Raw genomic sequence first — 18920 nt, forward strand, 5'->3', positions numbered from 1 at the left:
CCGAGTATCCTCGCCATGCGTGACTGACACGCCCCACGTGACGATCGTCCTGCCGTGCTACAACGAGCAGGACCACGTCATCGACGAGGTCGAGCGCATCTGTAAGGCGATGGATGCCAGTGGCCACACCTATGAGCTTCTCGCCGTGGACGACTGCTCGACCGACGGCACGCTGGCGCGCCTTGAGGAGGCGGCGCCGAACTTCCCGCACATGCAGGTGGTCCCCTTCCACCGCAACGGAGGCTCGGGCACCGTACGCCGCATCGGCTCCCAGCAGGCCAAGGGCGACATCGTCGTCTGGACCGACGCGGACATGAGCTACCCCAACGAACGCATCCCGGACCTGGTCGACATCCTGGATGAGGACCCGACCGTGGACCAGGTCGTGGGCGCGCGGACCAGCGAGGAGGGCACGCACAAGATCCTGCGGGTGCCGGCCAAGTGGTTCATCCGCAAGACGGCCGAGCACCTGGCCGGGCAGAAGATCCCCGACCTCAACTCCGGTCTGCGGGCCTTCCGCAGGGACGTCGCCGAGCCGTACCTCAAGCTGCTGCCCCCCGGGTTCTCCTGCGTCACCACGATCACGCTGGCGTTCATGTCGAACCAGCACGACGTCCGGTACGTCCCGATCGACTACGCCAAGCGGGCCGGCAAGTCGAAGTTCCACTTCGTGCACGACGCCTACCGCTACATCCTGCAGGTGCTGCGGATGGTGATGTACTTCAACCCGCTCAAGGTGCTGATGCCGCCCGCGCTGTGGCTGCTCGGCCTGGGCATCGCCAAGGGCGTCTACGACCTGATCGTGCACCCGGTGCGGTTCGCGAACAACACCGTCATGATCTTCGTGACCGGCATGATCATCGCGTCGCTGGCCCTGCTCGCCGACCTCATCGTGCGGTCGCGGGGAGACACGTGAAGATAGCGATCGTCGGTCCCGCCTTCCCGTACAAGGGCGGCGGCGCACACCACACGACCGAGCTGGCCCACCGGCTCGCCGCGGCCGGCCACGACGTGACGATCGAGTCGTGGAAGGCTCAGTACCCCGGCTTCCTCTATCCGGGCGAGCAGACGATCTCCACCCCGGAGGGCGTGCCGTTCCCGGGCACCCGCCGCACGCTGGCCTGGTACCGCCCGGACGGCTGGATCCGTACGGGGCGGCGGCTGCGCTCCTTCGACCTCGTGGTGCTGGTGGTGCTCTCGCCGGTCCAGGTCCCCGCCTACCTCGGCATGGCGCGTGGCCTCGGGCGTGGCGGCCCCCGCCTGATCGCCCTCTGCCACAACGTCCTGCCGCACGAGCGCAAGCCCTACGACGTCCCGCTGATGCGGCGGCTGCTGCGGCGCGCGGACGGTGCCCTGGTGCACTCCGCGCAGCAGGCGCAGCTCGCCCGCAACCTCGCCCCCGGCACGCCCGTGGTCACCGCCGGGCTGCCCGCCCACCTGCCGACCCCCGCCGGAGGGGAGCGGGTGATCAACCTCGACGCCGAGCCGGCGAACCACCTGCTGTTCTTCGGCATCGTCCGGCCGTACAAGGGCCTGGACGTGCTCCTGAGAGCCCTCGCGAACCTCGACGGCGTCTCGCTGACCGTGGCCGGGGAGTTCTGGGGCGGAGTGGACGAGACCCGCACGCTGATCTCCTCGCTCGGCCTGGCCGACCGGGTCGAGCTGCGACCGGGGTACGTCCCGGCGAGTGACGTGCCGCTTCTGTTCGCCCGCGCCGACGCGCTCGTGCTGCCCTACCGCACGGCCACGGCGTCGCAGAACGTCTTCATGGCCTACGAACACGGCATCCCGGTGATCGCCACCCGCGCCGGCACCCTCGCCGACCACGTACGCGACGGCATCGACGGCCTGCTGTGCGAGCCGGACGACGTCGACTCGCTGACCGACGCGCTGAGACGCTTCTACGCCCCGGGCGAGCCGGCCCGGCTGCGCGCGGGGGTCAAGCCGGTGGACGCCGAGCCACACTGGGTCGCCTACCTGGAGCAACTGCTCGGTCACTGACCTTCGCCCGGCGCGGCGCGCCGATCTCCGTGATCGCGTGGGCCCGGCCTCGCCGGAGATTGAAGTTCGCTTGGGCGTCGCGACGCGCCGCGCGGGGAATTCTGTGATCGCCGGGTACGGCTCCTGCCCGCCTCATGGGCGCTGTCGGGCGCACAGCTTCGGGGGATGTCAGCAGATGGCCGTAAAGAAGCCGCAGCGCAGCGGTCGTCCCGTACGGGACCTGGAGGTGAATCCCCTCTTCAGCCGGGAGCCGGTGAGCGTTCCCCGGTACGCCCTCGCGGACGGGGAGATGGAACCGGCGACCGCGTATCAGGTGGTGCACGACGAGCTGATGCTGGACGGGAACGCGCGGTTGAACCTGGCGACGTTCGTCACCACCTGGGCCGAGCCGCAGGCCCAGCGGCTCATGGCCGAGTGCTCCGAAAAGAACATGATCGACAAGGATGAGTATCCGCAGACCGCCGAGCTGGAGCTCCGGTGCGTGCACATGCTGGCCCGGCTGTGGCACGCCGCGGACCCCCGGCACGTGGTCGGATGCTCGACGACCGGCTCCAGCGAGGCCGCCATGCTGGCGGGGCTCGCGCTCAAGCGACGCTGGCAACACCGCCGCCGTGCCCAGGGCCGGCCGGCCGACCGGCCGAACCTGGTGATGGGCGTGAACGTCCAGGTCTGCTGGGAGAAGTTCGCGAACTACTTCGAGGTCGAGCCGCGCTACGTGCCGATGGAGGGCGACCGCTATCACCTGAGCCCGAAGAAGGCGGTGGAGCTGTGCGACGAGGACACCATCGGGGTCATGACCATCCTGGGCTCGACGTTCGACGGCAGCTACGAACCCGTCGCCGAGGTCGCGGCCGAGCTGGACGACCTGCGGGAGCGGACCGGCCTGGACGTGCCGATCCACGTCGACGGCGCCTCCGGCGCGATGGTCGCGCCGTTCCTCGACCCGCATCTGACCTGGGACTTCCGCCTGCCCCGGGTGGCGTCGATCAACACCTCCGGCCACAAGTACGGGCTGGTCATGCCCGGCGTCGGCTGGGTGGTGTGGCGTGACGCCGACGCGCTACCGGACGACCTGGTCTTCCACGTCAACTACCTGGGCGGGCAGATGCCCACGTTCGCGTTGAACTTCTCCCGTCCCGGCGCCCAGGTCATCGCGCAGTACTACAACTTCCTGCGGCTGGGCTTCGACGGCTACCGCCGCGTCCAGCGTACGTGCCGGGACGTCGCCACGCGGCTGGCCGGCGAGATCGCGGCTCTCGGCCCCTTCGAACTGCTCACCGACGGCGGCCAGGCGCCGGTGTTCGCCTTCCGGCTGCGCCAGGAGATCACCAACTTCACCGTCTTCGACGTCTCGGCCGCCCTGCGCGAGTACGGGTGGCTGGTGCCCGCCTACACCTTTCCGCCGAACCGTACCGACCTGTCGGTGTTGCGGATCGTCGTCCGCAACGGCTTCAGCCATGACCTGGCCGATCTGCTCCTGGAGGACATCCGCCGGATCCTGCCGCGCCTGCACCGGCAGCGCGAGCCTCACCGGGACTCCGGCGACGCGGGTGCCTTCACGCATGGCATCAAGACGTGAGGAGTGTGCGCGATGTGCCGTCTGTTCGGCATGAGCAGTTCGCCGCGGCGTACGCACGCCACGTTCTGGCTGCTGGACGCCCCGGACAGTCTCAGCGACCAGAGCCGGCGAGAGCCGGACGGCACGGGGCTGGGCTTCTTCGACGCCGACGGTTCCCCGTGCCTGCGCAAGGCGCCCATCGCCGCGTACGAGGACCGGTGTTTCGCCGCCGAGGCCAGGCAGGTCGAGTCCACGACCTTCCTCGCCCACATCCGTTTCGCCTCCACCGGGGGCCTGAAACGGCGCAACACTCACCCGTTCGAACAGGACGGGCGCCTGTTCGCGCACAACGGCGTGCTGGAGAACCTGAGCGAACTCGACGCCGAACTCGGCCCGGACATCGCGCTGGTCCACGGTGACACCGACTCCGAACGGTTCTTCGCCCTGATCACGCGCGAGATCCGGGCGCACGGCGGGGACGTCGCCGGCGGCATCGTCCCCGCGGCCCGCTGGATCGCCGATCGCCTGCCCGTCTACTCCCTCAACCTGATCCTGACGACCGCGGACGGCCTGTGGGCGTTGCGCTACCCCGACACCCACACCCTGTACGTGCTCGAACGCCGGCGCGGCGGCCACCACGGCGACCGGCACCTGGACCACAGCGGCACCGCCGGCCACATGCGCGTCCACTCCCGAGCGCTGACCGGCGAGCCCGCGGTCGTGGTCGCCAGCGAACGCATGGACGACAACCCAGCCTGGCGCCTGATGGAGCCCGGAGAACTCTTCCACGCCGGACCCGACCTGCACATCACCCGCACGGTCGCGCTTCCCCATGAACCACACCACCGGCTCACCCTGAAGGACCTGCGCCCCGAAGCCGCCGCATCCCAGCAGACCGTGTAGCGAGGCCGCGCAACCTACCTGCCCCTGCTCCCCGGATTCTCCCGCCGAACCGCCCAGAACAGCCCTGCGGTGCGCTAACCTGACGACTCCCCGACGTAATCACACAGTCGCGCTAGGTGACGCTTGATCTGTGTCAAACTGAAGTATGCGTAGTGGAGGTGAGGAAGGCGTGGCCGTGCCCCTTGAGCTCGACCTGCCCAGTGACCACTACACCGTCGAGGACTGGCTTCACCTGCCCGAGACCGTCGGGCAGCGGATTGAGCTCATCGACGGGAGCTTTGTCGTGAGTCCCACGCCGTTGTCGAACCACCAGGTTTGCGCTGGTCGGCTGCGCACACTTCTTGCGGCGGCAGCGTCGCATGATCTTGAGGTCGTCGAAGCGTTCGGCGTACGTACGGCGAGCGAGGTGCCGGTACCGGATGTAGTGGTCGGTGACGGGGAGGTGCTTCTGAGCGGGGCCACTGTGCTGCTACCCGAGCAGACCCATCTCGTGGCCGAGATCGTTAGCCCGAGCCACCGTCAACGGGACTATCACGACAAGCCGCGGATCTACGCCGCGGCCGGCATCCCGACGTTCCTCCGTATCGAACTGGCCGGGGTCGCTCCGCCATACGTCGAGGTGTTCCATCTGCACGACGGCGCGTACACCCTGGTCGCGAAGGCGAACGCGGGGCAGACGCTGGAGCTGACGCGGCCGTTCCCCGTCGCGTTCGACCCGGGGCGCCTTCTGGGGCGTCGCGCCGGGTGAACGCTTCGGGGTGAGTGGCCTGGCCCGTCTCAGGCGCTGATGCCCTCGATGTGGGGCTGGAGCTCCTTGAGCAGGGCGCGCTTGGGCTTGGCGCCGACGATCTGCTGCACCGGCTCGCCGCCCTTGAACAGCAGCAGGGTGGGCAGACCCATGACGCCGTAGCGGTTCGGGACGTCCGGGTTGGCGTCGTAATCGAGCTTTGCGATCTTGAGCTTGTCGCCGTGCTCCTCGGCGATCTGGTCGAGCACCGGGGCGATCATGCGGCAGGGGCCGCACCAACTCGCCCAGAAGTCGACCAGCACGGGCGTCTCGCTCGCCAGCACGGCCTCGTCGAAGGTCGCGTCGGTCACGGTCATGGTCTCGCCGGCCATGGGCTGTCTCCTTCCGGGCGCGCCGCCCGTACGGCAGCGACGTCTCCCGGTGAAAGTCGCGAACCGCCGAAGTTGTTCCCGCAGCCAACGGTTCGGGGTCGGTGAGCCGGGTGGCGCTGCGAACCGACGAGATCGCGGGCGGTGCATGTCAACTGCGTGCCGGCCGCTCCACGGGCGGTACCAGCGGCATCGATCAACACCGCGACGCCTTTTGCTGTTCGTCCTTCGGGGCATGGCTCGCGTTCGGCTCGCTCAAGACGCTCGCAGCCATCGCCGGTCGATCCGCAGCGCCGGTATCCCTTCACTCGTAGGGATACGCTCCCACCCAGCTCCCCAGATTTGGAGGTTCCAGCCAATTCTCCTCGCCGGTTGGGTCTGATTTCCAGTGGAAGCCTTCGCGCTTGAGGATGTCTTTTTCGATGCCGTCGAAGAGCTTCTTTGCTTTGTCTAGATCCGTGGCATATTGAGCGATCTTTCCAATGGCGTTCTTGCGCTCGTCCACCAGTAGCTTTTTTGTCTTGTTTACGGCGTTGACAGCATTCTTCGTGCGAGTCCCATCGTCGGTCACGCCGGGAAGGAAGCTCGCCCAGGCGTATTTCTCGTTGTCGTGGAGGTACTTCTTGAGCGTCCGCAGATTGTCGATCATGAATTTCTGGTATGCCAGGACGACGCGCCATGCCGCCAGCATGGCGCCCGCTGTTAGACCGGCGCCGGTCGCGAGGTCGGCATGATGGGCGAGCGGGCGGGTCGTCCAGAAACGCAGAAATGAGTCCACGGCATCGCTCTTGTTCTTTCCCACCTGGGCGATGGCGTGTGCGGGATGCGTGCTGAGGATCTGAATTTGCTTCTGTAGATTTTTCCAGTCCTGTATCGCGATATCGACGAACCAGACGTCTTCGTCCGGATAGGAGACTCCCACCCGTTCTTTGACATCCCACAGTTCGTCAGGGAATTCCAAAGCGCGCAGGTTTTCTGTCATGGCGCTTACCTGCCCTCGGCTAGGATTTGAGGAGTGGCCGGAAGATGTCTTCTATATTAATATTCTCTGTGTCTTTCATCATCTTCGCCATTTGTAGAAGCCCGCTCGAGGTCAGATTCAGTTCCGCGATGATCTCTTCCCGTGCGCCGTATCCGGCGTGCCGTGTGGCGCTGTACTTATCAGTGAATGCGCGCAACAGTGAGCTGTCGTCGTCGGGTGCCCACAGAAAGCCGTTGTCGTCCGGTATCTGAATTTTCAAACTTGAGAAAGGGTAATCGGGCTGCTGGTCAATCGCTTGATCTATCGCCGTGGCGGCATCGCGAAAGGCCTTGGTGTTGATTTCCACCGTGATCAGTCTCCCATTGCCCGCACGATGTCATGCATCATGCGATCGCAGGCTTCCAGTTGGCGTGCGTACTCGTCGTTGATCTCGGCGAGCTTTTTGTCCAGCGCCTTTTCCTCGGCGTCGGTGGCCTGTCTGACGTCCTCGAGTTGCCTGGCCCGGTCGAGTTGTGCGGCGCGCATCGCCTGCTTGAAATGGTCGGCGATGATATGCGCGTCGAGCCTTCTCGCCCTGGGGGTGAGTTCTACGGTGTCCACGAGTCCGTCGGCGGCGACCGTCACGCGTACGATGCCGCCCTTTGACTCTCCGTGGCCGTTGGCCGGGGCGTCGCCGGTGTCCGTGCGAGACCGACCGGCCATCACGTCTCCAAGCCCGAGGTCATGACTGGGCTCATCATTCCTCCGGTTTAACGGGATTTAATGCCCTTTTAATCGGGTCAATGTACATGATCGGATCAGGCGTCGCAGGAACTATCGTCCCCTTCTTCGTCTTTGGACGCGCATAGACGTGAGTGTCCGGTTATGGGCCGGACTCATCGGGGAATCGCGATCGACGGCTCGCTGACCTCGACCTTCTTCGCATGGTGCCTACCTGGAATGACCGGGCAGTGGAGATATGTGGGATCGGCGCGCTGTGGAGACCCGTGGAATGTCGCTTATCAGAATTGCGTTCGGTTGGTGGCGCACCTTCCGGCCGGGACATCCAACGGGAGATGGCGTTCCGACGGCCGCGAAGGCCGTGGTGGCGCGGCGTCAGGAAAGCGGGGACGGTGACCAGGCGGTGTCGACGCTCGTGGCGTCGAGGATCCGGCCGAGGTCGGCGGCGGAGGAGGTGACGGCTCGCAGCGCTTCCCGGAGCCGGTCGCCGGCCAGGGTGACGGCGGCGCCGGCGATGCTGACCACGCAGACGCACTGCCTCCGGCGGAACACGGGCACCGCGACGCCGACGGCATCGGCGTTGATCTCGCCCTTGCTGATCGCGTAGCCGCGCTCCCTGATCAGCGTGAGCCGCCGGCGCAGCGCGGCACGGTCGGGGGTCCGCGCGGTGAGCGGGCGGATCGGCCCGGCGAGTACCTCGTCGACGACCTCGCGGGGCGCGTGCGCGAGCAGCACCTGACCGCTGCAGCCGGCGTACAGCGCCTGTACGGAGCCGCGCTGGAACGTCAGCCTCGTCGAACGTCAGCCTCGTCGGACGTCGCGGCGTGACCCGGTCCAGGCACAGCAGCGTCGAGCCCACGCGCACGCTGAGCAGCGCCGTGTGGCGGGTGCGGTCGCGGAGGCGGAGCAGCGTCGGCTCCGCGATCGCGACCAGGTGGGCGGTGTCACGCCTGCTCTCGCCCCCGGCGAAGCGGGCCCCCACCGAGTAGAACCCGTCGACTTCGAACAGATAGCCGGACGCCTTCAGCTGCCGGACGTACCGGTACACCGTGGACACGGGCAGGTCGACGCGTTCGGCGATCTCCTCGACGCGTACCCGGGTGACCGCGGCGACGCAGTCGAGGATGCGCAGCCCACGGTCGAGCGCCGTGCTGAAGTGCGACGGCAGCTCGCCGTGCTCCTGGCCGCCCGCGTCCACCTGTGTCGGTCTCCTCGGCCTCACGTCACCTGGTCGAGTGTCGTCGTCCAGACCGCGTCGAGCCGCTCGACGGTGAACGGCTGCGAACTCTCGTCGGCGTCCACCCTCCGGTGGATCTCGTTCTTCACGAACGAGCGCAGTGCGACCGGCAGCGTCTCCAGGCGCACCCCGAGCTCGTGCCTCGCCTCGGGCGTCCACCTCTCTTCGTACGCGACCCGGTCCGCGCCGAGATCGAACAAGGACGCGTCGTCAGGCCGTTGACGCAGCTCGCCGCGGAGTCTCTCGGTCGCCGCATCGTCGACGCCGCCGCCGGTGACCACGACGCCGTAGTGCCGGGCGGCGTTCTCGACGCTGAGCAGGTCGGACCGCACGTCCGCGAGGACCAGGCGCGGATCCCGATCGAGGGGATCGCCGTAACCGCCCCCGCCGCTGCTGCGGATGGTGACGGTGTCGTTCGGCCGCAGGCGCAGGACGTCGATGCGGCCCAGCCGCCGCTCGCCGACCCTGCCCTCGTTCACGACGGTGCTCGTCAGCCCGGACGCCCGGCCGCCCGCCAGACCCCACGGGCCGAACCGGGTGCGCTCCATGCCGCGCGCCGTGACGATGGAGTTCGGCCGGAGCACACGGAACGCGAACTGCGTGCCCCAGCCGCCGCGATGGAGCCCGGCTCCGGCGGAGTCCGGCAGCAGTTCGTAGCGTTCCGCGATGACGGGGATCGTGTTCTCCATGCTCTCGATCGGTGTGTTCTTCAGATATCCGGCGCAGGAGTCGGCACCGGCGACGCCGTCGCACCGTCCCGTGGAGCCACCGCCGCCGAACATCGGCTGGAGCACGGCGACCTGCCGGCCACCCAGCCCCGGGCGGGGCACCGAGAGGGCGACCATCGCCGCCTGGCCGGCGCCGGCGGCCGGTACCCGGTCGGCGCACGCCTGGGCCAGCGCGCCGAGCACCACGTTGTAGAGCCGGTGCGCGGTCGCGTACCGCACGCCGACCGCTGCCGGAAATGTCGGATTAACGATACTGCCCGGTGTGGTCACGTTGCGCAACGGCCGCACGATGCCGCCCGTCAGCGGGATGTGGGAGTCCTGGGTGAGGAAGTAGTTCAGCAGGCCCTGGGCGAGGAAGGGGTGCCGCTCGCCGAACGCCGGGACGTTGAAGGCGGCGTCGACCTGCGGGTCCGTGCCCGTGTAGTCGAGCACGATGTCGTGGTCGGCGACGCGCAGCGTGACGGCCAGCCGGATCGGGATGCCTTCGGCGTCGTGGTCCATGTAGTCCGCGAAGGAGTACTCGCCGTTCGGGATCTCGCCGATCAGGTCACGGACGCGCTCCTCGCTCCAGTCGGCGAGATCGGACATCGCCCCCCGCAGCCGCTCCGCACCGAACTTCGAGACGAGCGTGGCGGCCCGCGCCTCGGCGGTGTTGAGCGCGGCGACCATCGCCTTGAAGTCGCCCCAGTTCTCCTCCGGAGTCCTGGTGTTGGCCAGGAAGGTGTCGATGAAGGCGCGGTCCAGCTCCCCGCCGCGGTACAGCTTGCGCGGCTGCACGCGGAACCCCTCCTGGTGGATGTCGTACGCCTGCGGGCTGATGCTCGCGGGCACGAGCCCGCCCACGTCGGAGCAGTGGATGAAGCACCACGCGAAGCAGAGCAGCTCGCCGTCGGCGAAGATCGGCTTCAGGAAGTGGATGTCGGGCAGGTGGGTGGCCAGGCCCATCGTCGTGTACGGGTCGTTGGTGATGACGATGTCGCCCGGCTCGTACGGCCTCGCGGCGCGGATCGTCTCAGCGAGGTTGAGGGCGACGAAGCTGGTCACGCCGACGTAGCGCGGGTACCCCACGATCTCGCCGTCGACCGTCGCGATGCCCGCCGCGAAGTCCGCCGACTCCTTGATGAAGGTGCTGTGCGCCGTCCGCTCCAGGGAGTGGCACATGCCCTCGGCGACGGCCACGAGGTGGTTCTTGATGATCTCCAGGGTGACCTTGTCGGTGCCGTGGCCCGTCATGCCTGTGCCCCTTTCTCGACGAGCAGGTTGCCGAACTCATCCGTCCGCGCCGTCCAGCCGGGTGGGATGACCGTGGTGCAGTCGGACTGCTCGACCACCGCCGGCCCCTCGACGCGGAGCTCGGTCGTCAGCCGGTCGCGGGGATGGATCGCCGCCTCGAACGACTTCCCGCCGATCATTACCGTCCGCTTGCCGGGCGCGCCGTGGCCCGCCGGGCATGGTGCGTCCTGCTCGGGTACGTCGGGCATGAGGCCGACCGCCCGGGTGCGGACGTCGACGATCTCGACTGCGGCGTCGCGGTCGCAGTGCCGGAACAGGCGTTCGTGCTCGTCGTGGAACGCGGTGCGGATGAGCTCGGGGCGCCAGTCGCGCAGCCACGGCTGTTCCACCGGCACGTCGATCTCATACGACTGCCCCACGTACCTGCACTCGAGCGACCAGCGCAGCGTCGTCTCGGCCACGGCCGGCGCCTCGTGGTCGAGCCAGACGGAGGCCCGCTCGATGAGCTCGTCCACGGCGGTGGCCAGCTCCGCCGGTGCCTCGTCGGCGACCGGGCAGCTCACCGAGCGGACGAAGTCCGACATCACGTCGGCGGCGAGCGCGCCGAGGGCACAGAGCGTCCCGGGCGAGCGGGGCACGAACACCTGCCCGATGTTGATCTCGTCGGCGAGCTGACAGGCGAGGACGGGACCGGCGCCGCCGAACGCGACGAGCGTGAACTCTCGCGGGTCGATGCCCTTGCGCTCGAACACCCCGGAGATCTCGGTGTACATGTTCGCCAGCGCCACCTCGATCACGCTGGACGCCGTCTGCGCGACGTCGAGCCCCAGCGAGGCGGCCAGCGGCCGCAACGCCGACTCCGCGGCGCCGGCGTCGAGGCTGAGCCCGCCGCTGAACGTCGCCGGGTTGAGGTAACCGGACAGCAGGAAGGCGTCCGAAAGCGCCGGCTCCTTGCCGCCGAGCCCGTAGCACGCGGGGCCCGGGTCGGCGCCCGCGCTGCTGGGACCGACCTTGAGCACGCCCGAACCGTCCAGCCAGGCGATGCTTCCGCCGCCCGCGCCGATGCTGGAGATGCCGATGGCCGGAATGATGACCGGCAGATCGCCGATCTGTTCCTCGCGGCTCAGCCCGGCCCGGCCGTCCTCGACGACCGCGACGTCCGCGCTCGTACCGCCCATGTCGAACGTGATCAGATTGCCGAGCCCGGCCGCCTTGGCGGAGTTCATCGCGCCGACGACCCCGGACGCGGGCCCCGACAGCAGGGTGTCGACGGGAGAGGAAGTGGCGGCGGACACCGTCATGATCCCGCCGTTGGAGCGCGTGATGTACGGCCGTACGGTGACGCCCAGCCGGTCGAGGGTCCGTTCGAGGTCGGCCAGGTATCGGGTCATCACCGGCTGCACGTAGGCGTTCATCACAGTCACGACCGTGCGTTCGTACTCCCGCATCTGCGGCCACACGTAGCTCGACGTGGACACGGTGAGATGGGGCAGCGCCTCGACGAGGGCGTGCTCGAGCGCCTGCTCGTGCTCGGGGAACCGGTACGAGTGCAGCAGCGCGATGACCACGCTCTCCACCTCGAGATCGCGGACGACGGACACGATCCGGTCCACCTCCGTGGCGGTGAGCTCGCGCTCGACGCCCGCCGGCGTCACGCGCTCGCGCACCGGCACGACGAACTCGCGCGGCACCAGGGGAGCGGACCGGTGCGAGTAGAAGTCGTACGGGATCGGAATCCGGACCCGCGCCTGTTCCAGGACGTCGCGGAAACCGTCCGTCACGAGCAGCGCGACGCGCGCGCCGGAGCGCTGCAGCAACGCGTTGAGGGCGATCGTCGTCCCGTGGACGAAGTACTCGAGCCGCGACGGCTCGATCCCGCGTTCGGCGAGCGCCGCGATGCCGTTGGCGACGCCCTGGGCCGGAGCCGCCGGCACGGTCGGCGTCTTCAGCTCGGTGCGCTCACCGGTGACGGTGTCGACCAGGCTGAGGTCCGTGAAGGTACCACCGATGTCGATACCGAGCCGGTACGCCGGAGCATCGGGAGAAGCGGTCATCAGATGTCTTCGGTCCTTTCTGGACGTCGGGTCAGTTCTTCCGCAGCGGGCGGCGGGCCGTCTCCGGCAGCCTGAGCACCACGAGACCGGTGACGACCGCGGCAGCGATCATGTAGAGCGCGGGTGTCGTGTGGTCGCCGGTCACCGAGATGAGCAGGGTGGAGATGAACGGGGCGGTACCGCCGAACGCCGCGACGGCGAGGTTGTAGCTGATCCCCAGGGCGCTGAACCGCACGTTCGTCGGGAACATCTCGGCCGTCGCCGTGGGACCCGCGCCGCCGATCAGCGCGACCACGCAGGCGAACACGACCTGGCCGATGATCACCGCCGCGATCGTCCCGACCGAGATCAGCAGGAACAGCGGGTAGGTGAGCACCGCGGCGAGCGCGCAGAACGCCAGCAGGACGGGACGCCGCCCGACGCGGTCGGAGAGGGCGCCCGCGAACGGGATGAGGGTGAGCATCACGGCGAGCTGGATCGAGTTGGACAGCAACGCGTTCGTCAGCTTGATGTCCGTGGTCGTCGTGACGTACGTCGGCATGTAGGTGAGCAGCATGTAGACCGAGACGGTGTACGCCAGCGTGAAGCCGAACGCACGCGCGCCGTCGCGCCAGCGGGAGGTGACGGCGCGGCCCAGGCCACTCTCCACGACCTCACCCCGCTCCCGCAGGTCGTTGAACTCCGGGGTGTCCTCCAGCCTGGTGCGCAGCAGCAGGCCGAACGCCCCGAGGACGCCGCCGAGCAGGAACGGCAGCCGCCATGCCCAGCTCTCCACCTGCGCCGTCGAGAAGACCAGGCCGAGCAGCACCCCGAGGAGCGAGCCGAGCAGCGACCCGCCGGACGCGCCGAACTGCACCCAGCTGCCGTAGAGTCCCCGGCGCCGCACCGGCGCGTGCTCCACGACGAACACCGACGAGCCGCTCCACTCGCCGCCGGTGGACAGGCCCTGCACGAGCCGGGCGACGACGAGCAGGATCGGGGCGAGCACGCCGATGCTGTCGTACGTCGGCAGCACGCCGACCATGAGCGTGCCGAGGCCCATCAGGATCACGGTCGCGGCCAGCGCCTTCTTGCGCCCGTGCCGGTCGCCGTACGCGCCGAAGACGATCGCGCCGAACGGGCGGATGAAGAACGACACGGCGAAGACGGCGAGCGTCGCGAGCAACGAGGCGACCTTGTCGCCGGACGGGAAGAAGTTCTTCGCCAGCACGGTCGCGAACAGCCCGTAGATGGCGAAGTCGTACCACTCGATGATGTTGCCGACGGTGCCGGCGGCGATGATCCGCTTGGTCCGCTGGGCGACCGGTAGGTCGACCGTGTCCGTCATCGTCGTTCTCCTCGGGTGCTGAGGGTCGGGTCAGTTCCCCCGTGCCGGCCGCACGAAGCGGCCCATCGGCGCCTCCGCGACGAGCTCGCCGTCGCGTGCCGTCACTTCGCCGCCGACGATCGTGTACGCCGTCGCGCCGGTGTACGCGCGCCCGTGGAACGGCGTGAGCCGGTGCCTGCTGTGCAACCGCGACTCGTCGAACTCGCCCCGTCGATCGAGGTCGACCACGGTGATGTCGGCGTCCGCCCCCGGCTTCAGGTTGCCCTTGCGCGGCCACAGCCCCCAGGCGCGCGCGGGCCCTTCCGACTGGCAGTACGCGTACCGCTCCAGGCTCAGCCGCCCCTCGTGAACCGCCGTGAGCATCAGCGACACGGTGGTCTCCAGGCCGGGCCAACCCGGCGTCGCGGCCCAGATGTCGGTCATCCGGTCGGCGTACCGCTTCTCCTCGTGGGTGTGCGGAGAGTGGTCGGTGCCGAGCACGTCGATCGTCCCGTCGGCGAGCGCGGCGAGCGTCGCGTCGGCGTGCTCACGTGTACGCACCGGCGGGTGCATGGTGAGCATCGTGCCGAGCCCGCGGTCCATGTCCTCGCCGTCGACCACGCAGTAGTGCGGGTTGGTCTCCGCCACGACGTCCACGCGCCCGTCCGCCTTCGCACGGCGGACCCAGTCGATGCTCGGCGCGGTCGAGACGTGGTAGAACGCGAGCCGCACACCGGTCGCCTCGGCGAGCGCGAGCGACCGTGCGATGCCCTCCACCTCGGCGACCGGAGGCCGTGCCTCGCGTGCCGCGGCGGGATCGCGCCGGCCGGCCAGCTCGAGACGGCGGCGCAGGTGCTCCAGGATCTCGCGCGTCTCCGGATGCACGCCGCAACGCAGACCCGTGCCGGCGACGACGTGCCAGGCGTCGAGGATCTCGCCCGAGGTCAGAGCCGGTATCGCCCCGACGGTTCCGGCCATCGAGAAGCGGAAACCGCAGACACCGGCGTCGGCGAGGCGCGGAATCTCCTCCACGTTGCCGGGTACGAGCGACGCCTTGATCGCGTAATCGCAGTACGACCTGCCCTTCGCGGCGGCGAGTTTGGCGTCGAGCGACTCGGTGTCCACGGTCGGGCGACCCGTGTTGGGCATGTCCATCACGGTGGTCACGCCGCCGCACACGGCGGCCGCGGACCCCGTGAGCCAGCCCTCCTTGTACTCCAGGCCGGGCTCGCGGAAGTTCACGTCGGGGTCGACGAGGCCGGGCAGGACGAACAGCCCCGTGGCGTCGACGACGGTCCGGGCCGCGGGAACGTCACCGTCCCGCGTGACGACGTCGACGACCGTGCCGTCATCGACCAGAACGTGCCCACGCCTGCTCCCCTCGGGGGAGACGACGGTCCCGTTGACGACGGCGAGTTGCACCTGATCGGCCCTCCAGAAGGAAGCTGCGGACGCGCCTCACGTTCGCAAGCACGTCCGACCGGCCGCCAGATCTCTCTCGGAGACTGAGAACCGCCGCGGACCAGGGCGGCTCGCAGCAGTTCTGTCGTTCGCGGCCGAACGGGAGGCCGGCGGTAGCGCCTCAGACGTGCCGGCCACCAGCTCCGCCACCTCGCGGGGCTTGAGCAGGTCATCGTCGTCTTTGGGGAGTCTCACGATGCGACCTCGCCGCCGGCCGTCGCGCCCCCGGGGAGCGCGCGGCGGCGCGTTCGTCATGGGTGAGCGGACCGCCGACGGGCAGGAGGGCGTGCACGACCTTGTGGTCGGCGAAGATCGTGTACGCGAAGTGCCCGAGCGCCATGACGATCTCGATGCCGCGCCCGTCTTCGTCTAACGACCCGTGTCGAGGTCGTCGTGGTCGACAGGAGGCGGTAGCTACCGCACGTCGGGCTGTTGCTCCAGCAGCTCGGCCTCTTCGACGGCCGGGTGGCGGGAGCCCAGGAGTACCGCCGCGCCCGCCCACAGCAGGTCGGCGACGGTCATCACGACCCGGGAGGCCAGGGCGACGACCAGCGGGGCGCCCGCGGGCAGCACCGGGCCCAGGGCGACGGTGAGCGCCGCCTCCCGTACGCCGACGCCGCCCGGGGCGATGACGACCAGGAAGCCGGCGGTGAACGCCAGCGCGTACGCGCCGGTGGACAGGAAGAAGCCCGATCCGCCCGCCGCGCGGACGAGTAGCCAGGCGTGCGCGCCGAACAGCAGCCAGCCCAGCGCCGTCCAGGCGACCGCGCGGATCATCGTGCCCAGGCCCGCCGTACGGTCGAGGGGCTGGCGCCGGGCGAGCCGGAGCGCCCGGTTGAGCGTCCACGCCACGATCCGCGGGTGCAGCAGGGCCAGGAAGATCGGTGCGAGGACCAGCAGCCACCAGTAGCGATGCGTGGCATCGGACGAGGTCAGCGGCAGGGTCACGGCGGCCACCGCGCAGCCGCTCGCGATCGTGGTGGCCATCGCCAGCAGCGCCGCCGTCGCGCCCCTCTGGCGCGGTACGTGATGTTCCTTCGCCAGCTCCATCTGGGCGACCAGCGCCCACACCGAGCCCGGGATGTACTTGCCGAGCTGGGAGACGAAGTAGACCCGTACGGCCGCCCGCAGGGGGAGCGGCGAGCCCATCCCGGCCAGCAGCGATCGCCAGCCCAGCATCCAGGTGGCCAGCCCGACGATCCCGGCGACGAGCGCGGCGACCATGTACGGCCAGGAGAACGCCGTGAGCGCGTGCCGGGTGTCGTCCCAGCGCGAGGCCAGGCCGTACACGCAGAAGGCGAGCGCGACGACGACCAGCGCCACGCGCGGCAGGCGACTCGCTCGCAGCCGGGAAATCACCCGGTCAGGGTAGTCGGTACCGAGAGCGATACGGGGCATGCGGATGAACAGTCGATGATCAGGAGATATCCATCCGCCGCGCCCCGTAGAGTGGGGCCGCCTTGACGTCCTCTCCCGCCTGAAGACGGGAGATTCCGACCTCTCGAACAGGAGTGCCGGTGGTGCGCAGTTCACGGCCCCGTCTGACGACTGGAGGGCTCCCTGCGCTGTCACGGCCCGCCCGGCCGCGAATCCGCTTGGCTATCGTGGACTCACTCAAAGTAGCAGAAGGGGGCAAGGGGCGTTTCCTCTCTGGCTCGCAGACCGGAGTCTCCACGCCGCGACCTCGATGAAACTTAACGACGCAAAGGCCTTCGTGGGCCATCAGGTGCACGTGTGCCGTTTCCGTGAGGCCGGGACGCTTCTCCGCTGGATGGGCGACGACCTGCGCGGCAAACGGGTGCTCGACGTCGCCGGCGGTGACGGCTACTGGGCCGGGCAGGCGCGCAAGCGCGGGGCGTACGCGGTCTCCATCGACCTCGCCCGCGGCAAGATGCTCTACGGGCGTACGCTCAAGCACCCGCCGGCGCTGATCGAGTGCGACGCTCTCAAGCTGCCGTTCGCCGACGAGTCCTTCGACGCGCTGCTGTCGGTCTGCGCGATCGAGCACTTCGACGACGGCGGCACCGCGCTGGACGAGATGTCGCGCATCCTCAAGCCGGGCGGCGAGCTGTTCATGTCCGCCGACGTGCTGAGCCGGTCCCACGACTGGCCCAAGCTCCGTGAGGCGCACTGCGACAAGTACCACGTGCAGCACACCTACACGCACGAGAGCCTGGCCGGGCTGCTCACCGAGCGCGGCATGGAGCTGGCCGACTACTCCTACCAGTTCCGCAGCCGGACCACCGAGCGTCTCTACCTGTCGCTGTCGGCGTACGGAGGCCGGGTCGGTTTCAACGCCGCCGCGCCGCTGACGCCGCTCGTGGCTCTCGCGGATCGCCGCAGTCCCAACGACCGCGGCAGCATCGTGCTGATCAGGGCGCGCAAGAAATAGTGACGTCCCCCCGTTCCGGACTGATCGGCGTAGGCTTCCGATCGGGGAGTGATCCCCACCACTTCGGCACCTAACGAGGGGGCGACTGTCAACGTGGTGCCTCGGGTCCTTGTCGACGCGACCGCTGTACCCGCTGACCGCGGTGCGCTGGGGCGATATGTCGACGGCCTGATCGCCGCGCTGCACCGCGCGGACGCCGATCTGGCCGTCGCCTGCCAGCGATCGGATGAGGAGCGCTACGCCGCACTCGCGCCGAAGGCCCGCGTGGTCGCGGGCCCGCCGGCGATCGTGCACCGGCCGGCGCGGCTGGCCTGGGAGCAGACCGGGCTGCCGTTCGTCGCCAAGCAGGTCGGCGCCGACGTCATCCACGCGCCGTACTACTCGACGCCGCTGCGGCCGGGGGTGCCCGTGGTCGTCACGGTGCACGACGTCACCTACTTCGCCGAGCCCGAGGTGCACAACCCGGTCAAGGCGACCTACATCAAGTCGGCCACGCGTACGGCCGTACGCCGCGCGGCCCGGCTGATCGTGCCGTCCAAGGCGACGCGCGACGAGATGGTCCGGCTGCTGAGGGCCGATCCGACGCGCATCGACGTCGCCTACCACGGCGTCGACCACGCGATCTTCCACCCGCCGGGCGAGGAGGAGCGGCGGCGCGTCTCCGACCGGCTCGGCCTGCACGGCCATCCGTACATCGCGTTCCTCGGCGCGCTGGAGCCGCGCAAGAACGTCCCGAACCTCATCCGCGGCTGGGTGCGCGCCGCCGACGGCCTGAAGGACGCGCCCGCGCTCGTGCTGGCGACCAGCGGCGGCTGGGACGACGAGGTCGACGCGGCGCTCGCCGACGTCCCGCACCAGCTGCGGGTGCTGCGGCCGGGCTATCTGCGCTGGTCGTCGCTGCCGGGGTTCTTCGGCGGCGCGCTCGTCGTCGCGCTGCCGAGCCGGGGCGAGGGCTTCGGGCTGCCGGTGCTGGAGGCGATGTCCTGCGGCGCGGCCGTGCTGACCACGCACCGTTCGTCGCTGCCGGAGGTGGGCGGTGACGCCGTCGCCTACACCGAGCCCGACGCCGAGAGCATCGGCGCGGCGCTGAGCACGCTGATCGCCGACGACGCCCGCCGCGGCGCGTTGGCCGAGGCGGCGGCCGCCCGCGCCGCGGAGTTCACCTGGACGGCGTCCGCCGAGGCGCATCTCGCTTCCTACCAGCGCGCCGCCGAACAGTAGTGTGGCCG

Annotated in this window: 19 protein-coding genes and 1 pseudogene; 9 read left to right on the forward strand and 11 right to left on the reverse strand. The window is 69.3% G+C overall.

Annotated features, from left to right (window positions below; translation table 11 throughout):
* Positions 1 to 19 precede the first annotated feature (19 nt).
* The 5 genes from OG417_RS06980 (at position 20) to OG417_RS07000 (ending at position 5210) form a co-directional block, all read left to right on the forward strand.
* Positions 20 to 916: a glycosyltransferase family 2 protein gene (locus OG417_RS06980; RefSeq protein ID WP_329251393.1), complete on the forward strand. Its 897-nt coding sequence runs from the start codon at positions 20 to 22 to the stop codon at positions 914 to 916.
* A complete protein-coding gene (locus tag OG417_RS06985) occupies positions 913 to 2001 on the forward strand; it encodes a glycosyltransferase family 4 protein (protein WP_329251396.1) in 1089 nt (362 codons plus the stop codon). Before OG417_RS06980 ends, OG417_RS06985 begins: the two co-directional genes overlap by 4 nt.
* A gap of 175 nt (positions 2002 to 2176) precedes the next feature.
* Positions 2177 to 3580 carry a glutamate decarboxylase gene (locus OG417_RS06990; protein WP_329251400.1) on the forward strand — a complete coding sequence of 468 codons (1404 nt, stop codon included), beginning with the start codon at positions 2177 to 2179 and terminating at the stop codon, positions 3578 to 3580.
* A gap of 12 nt (positions 3581 to 3592) precedes the next feature.
* Entirely contained in the window at positions 3593 to 4462 is an 870-nt protein-coding gene (locus OG417_RS06995; RefSeq protein WP_329251402.1) for a class II glutamine amidotransferase, read from the forward strand.
* 169 nt (positions 4463 to 4631) lie between these two features.
* Entirely contained in the window at positions 4632 to 5210 is a 579-nt protein-coding gene (locus OG417_RS07000; protein WP_329251406.1) for a Uma2 family endonuclease, read from the forward strand.
* Between the two features lie 29 nt (positions 5211 to 5239).
* Here OG417_RS07000 and trxA read toward each other — a convergent pair whose 3' ends face one another.
* Positions 5240 to 5581: a thioredoxin gene (trxA, locus tag OG417_RS07005; RefSeq protein WP_329251410.1), complete on the reverse strand. Its 342-nt coding sequence runs from the start codon at positions 5579 to 5581 to the stop codon at positions 5240 to 5242.
* A 110-nt stretch (positions 5582 to 5691) separates the two neighbouring features.
* Here trxA and OG417_RS07010 point away from each other — a divergent pair, with 110 nt between their 5' ends.
* The gene (locus OG417_RS07010) at positions 5692 to 5892 is read left to right on the forward strand and encodes a hypothetical protein (RefSeq protein ID WP_329251413.1); all 201 of its coding nucleotides are present in this window, start codon (positions 5692 to 5694) and stop codon (positions 5890 to 5892) included.
* Here OG417_RS07010 and OG417_RS07015 read toward each other — a convergent pair.
* The 9 genes and pseudogenes from OG417_RS07015 to OG417_RS07050 form a co-directional block, all read right to left on the reverse strand.
* Complete coding sequence (locus OG417_RS07015) at positions 5883 to 6560, reverse strand: hypothetical protein (RefSeq protein ID WP_329251416.1); 678 nt, start codon at positions 6558 to 6560, stop codon at positions 5883 to 5885. The two genes, OG417_RS07010 and OG417_RS07015, sit on opposite strands and share 10 nt — an antisense overlap.
* 19 nt (positions 6561 to 6579) lie before the next feature.
* The gene (locus tag OG417_RS07020) at positions 6580 to 6906 is read right to left on the reverse strand and encodes a hypothetical protein (RefSeq protein WP_329251418.1); all 327 of its coding nucleotides are present in this window, start codon (positions 6904 to 6906) and stop codon (positions 6580 to 6582) included.
* A gap of 5 nt (positions 6907 to 6911) precedes the next feature.
* The gene (locus OG417_RS07025) at positions 6912 to 7262 is read right to left on the reverse strand and encodes a hypothetical protein (protein WP_329251420.1); all 351 of its coding nucleotides are present in this window, start codon (positions 7260 to 7262) and stop codon (positions 6912 to 6914) included.
* Between the two features lie 393 nt (positions 7263 to 7655).
* A complete protein-coding gene (locus tag OG417_RS07030) occupies positions 7656 to 8069 on the reverse strand; it encodes an IclR family transcriptional regulator domain-containing protein (RefSeq protein WP_329262157.1) in 414 nt (137 codons plus the stop codon).
* Between the two features lie 229 nt (positions 8070 to 8298).
* Positions 8299 to 8502, reverse strand: a pseudogene (locus tag OG417_RS54235) (helix-turn-helix domain-containing protein); the annotation flags it as partial.
* Positions 8499 to 10478 carry a hydantoinase B/oxoprolinase family protein gene (locus OG417_RS07035; RefSeq protein ID WP_329251422.1) on the reverse strand — a complete coding sequence of 660 codons (1980 nt, stop codon included), beginning with the start codon at positions 10476 to 10478 and terminating at the stop codon, positions 8499 to 8501. The gene OG417_RS07035 and the pseudogene OG417_RS54235, both read right to left, overlap by 4 nt.
* Positions 10475 to 12532, reverse strand: a complete 2058-nt coding sequence (locus tag OG417_RS07040; RefSeq protein ID WP_329251425.1) for a hydantoinase/oxoprolinase family protein — start codon at positions 12530 to 12532, stop codon at positions 10475 to 10477. Before OG417_RS07040 ends, OG417_RS07035 begins: the two co-directional genes overlap by 4 nt.
* 31 nt (positions 12533 to 12563) lie before the next feature.
* Complete coding sequence (locus OG417_RS07045) at positions 12564 to 13859, reverse strand: MFS transporter (RefSeq protein WP_329251427.1); 1296 nt, start codon at positions 13857 to 13859, stop codon at positions 12564 to 12566.
* 30 nt (positions 13860 to 13889) lie between these two features.
* Positions 13890 to 15260 (reverse strand): dihydroorotase, encoded by a 1371-nt coding sequence (locus OG417_RS07050; RefSeq protein ID WP_329251430.1) that lies wholly within the window; start codon positions 15258 to 15260, stop codon positions 13890 to 13892.
* Positions 15261 to 15495: 235 nt separating this feature from the next.
* Between OG417_RS07050 and OG417_RS07055 the strand changes: the two genes are divergently transcribed.
* The gene (locus OG417_RS07055; RefSeq protein ID WP_329251433.1) at positions 15496 to 15672 is read left to right on the forward strand and encodes a hypothetical protein; all 177 of its coding nucleotides are present in this window, start codon (positions 15496 to 15498) and stop codon (positions 15670 to 15672) included.
* A gap of 41 nt (positions 15673 to 15713) precedes the next feature.
* Here OG417_RS07055 and OG417_RS07060 read toward each other — a convergent pair whose 3' ends face one another.
* Positions 15714 to 16658, reverse strand: a complete 945-nt coding sequence (locus OG417_RS07060; RefSeq protein ID WP_329251436.1) for a lysylphosphatidylglycerol synthase transmembrane domain-containing protein — start codon at positions 16656 to 16658, stop codon at positions 15714 to 15716.
* 328 nt (positions 16659 to 16986) lie between these two features.
* Here OG417_RS07060 and OG417_RS07065 point away from each other — a divergent pair, with 328 nt between their 5' ends.
* Positions 16987 to 17691 carry a class I SAM-dependent methyltransferase gene (locus OG417_RS07065; RefSeq protein WP_329251440.1) on the forward strand — a complete coding sequence of 235 codons (705 nt, stop codon included), beginning with the start codon at positions 16987 to 16989 and terminating at the stop codon, positions 17689 to 17691.
* Positions 17692 to 17787: 96 nt separating this feature from the next.
* Positions 17788 to 18912 (forward strand): glycosyltransferase family 4 protein, encoded by a 1125-nt coding sequence (locus OG417_RS07070; RefSeq protein ID WP_329251444.1) that lies wholly within the window; start codon positions 17788 to 17790, stop codon positions 18910 to 18912.
* Positions 18913 to 18920 lie beyond the last annotated feature (8 nt).

This window comes from Actinoallomurus sp. NBC_01490, assembly GCF_036227085.1.
Classification (GTDB): domain Bacteria; phylum Actinomycetota; class Actinomycetes; order Streptosporangiales; family Streptosporangiaceae; genus Actinoallomurus; species Actinoallomurus oryzae.

What these genes read in the sequence shown, in the direction of transcription:
- OG417_RS07035 (WP_329251422.1), bottom strand. Translation starts at nt 10,478, where the DNA reads ATGACGGGCCACGGCACCGACAAGGTCACCCTGGAGATCATCAAGAAC.
- OG417_RS07055 (WP_329251433.1), top strand. Translation starts at nt 15,496, where the DNA reads ATGCGACCTCGCCGCCGGCCGTCGCGCCCCCGGGGAGCGCGCGGCGGC.
- OG417_RS07065 (WP_329251440.1), top strand. Translation starts at nt 16,987, where the DNA reads ATGAAACTTAACGACGCAAAGGCCTTCGTGGGCCATCAGGTGCACGTG.
- trxA (WP_329251410.1), bottom strand. Translation starts at nt 5,581, where the DNA reads ATGGCCGGCGAGACCATGACCGTGACCGACGCGACCTTCGACGAGGCC.
- OG417_RS07045 (WP_329251427.1), bottom strand. Translation starts at nt 13,859, where the DNA reads ATGACGGACACGGTCGACCTACCGGTCGCCCAGCGGACCAAGCGGATC.
- OG417_RS07040 (WP_329251425.1), bottom strand. Translation starts at nt 12,532, where the DNA reads ATGACCGCTTCTCCCGATGCTCCGGCGTACCGGCTCGGTATCGACATC.
- OG417_RS07015 (WP_329251416.1), bottom strand. Translation starts at nt 6,560, where the DNA reads ATGACAGAAAACCTGCGCGCTTTGGAATTCCCTGACGAACTGTGGGAT.
- OG417_RS07025 (WP_329251420.1), bottom strand. Translation starts at nt 7,262, where the DNA reads ATGGCCGGTCGGTCTCGCACGGACACCGGCGACGCCCCGGCCAACGGC.
- OG417_RS06995 (WP_329251402.1), top strand. Translation starts at nt 3,593, where the DNA reads ATGTGCCGTCTGTTCGGCATGAGCAGTTCGCCGCGGCGTACGCACGCC.
- OG417_RS06990 (WP_329251400.1), top strand. Translation starts at nt 2,177, where the DNA reads ATGGCCGTAAAGAAGCCGCAGCGCAGCGGTCGTCCCGTACGGGACCTG.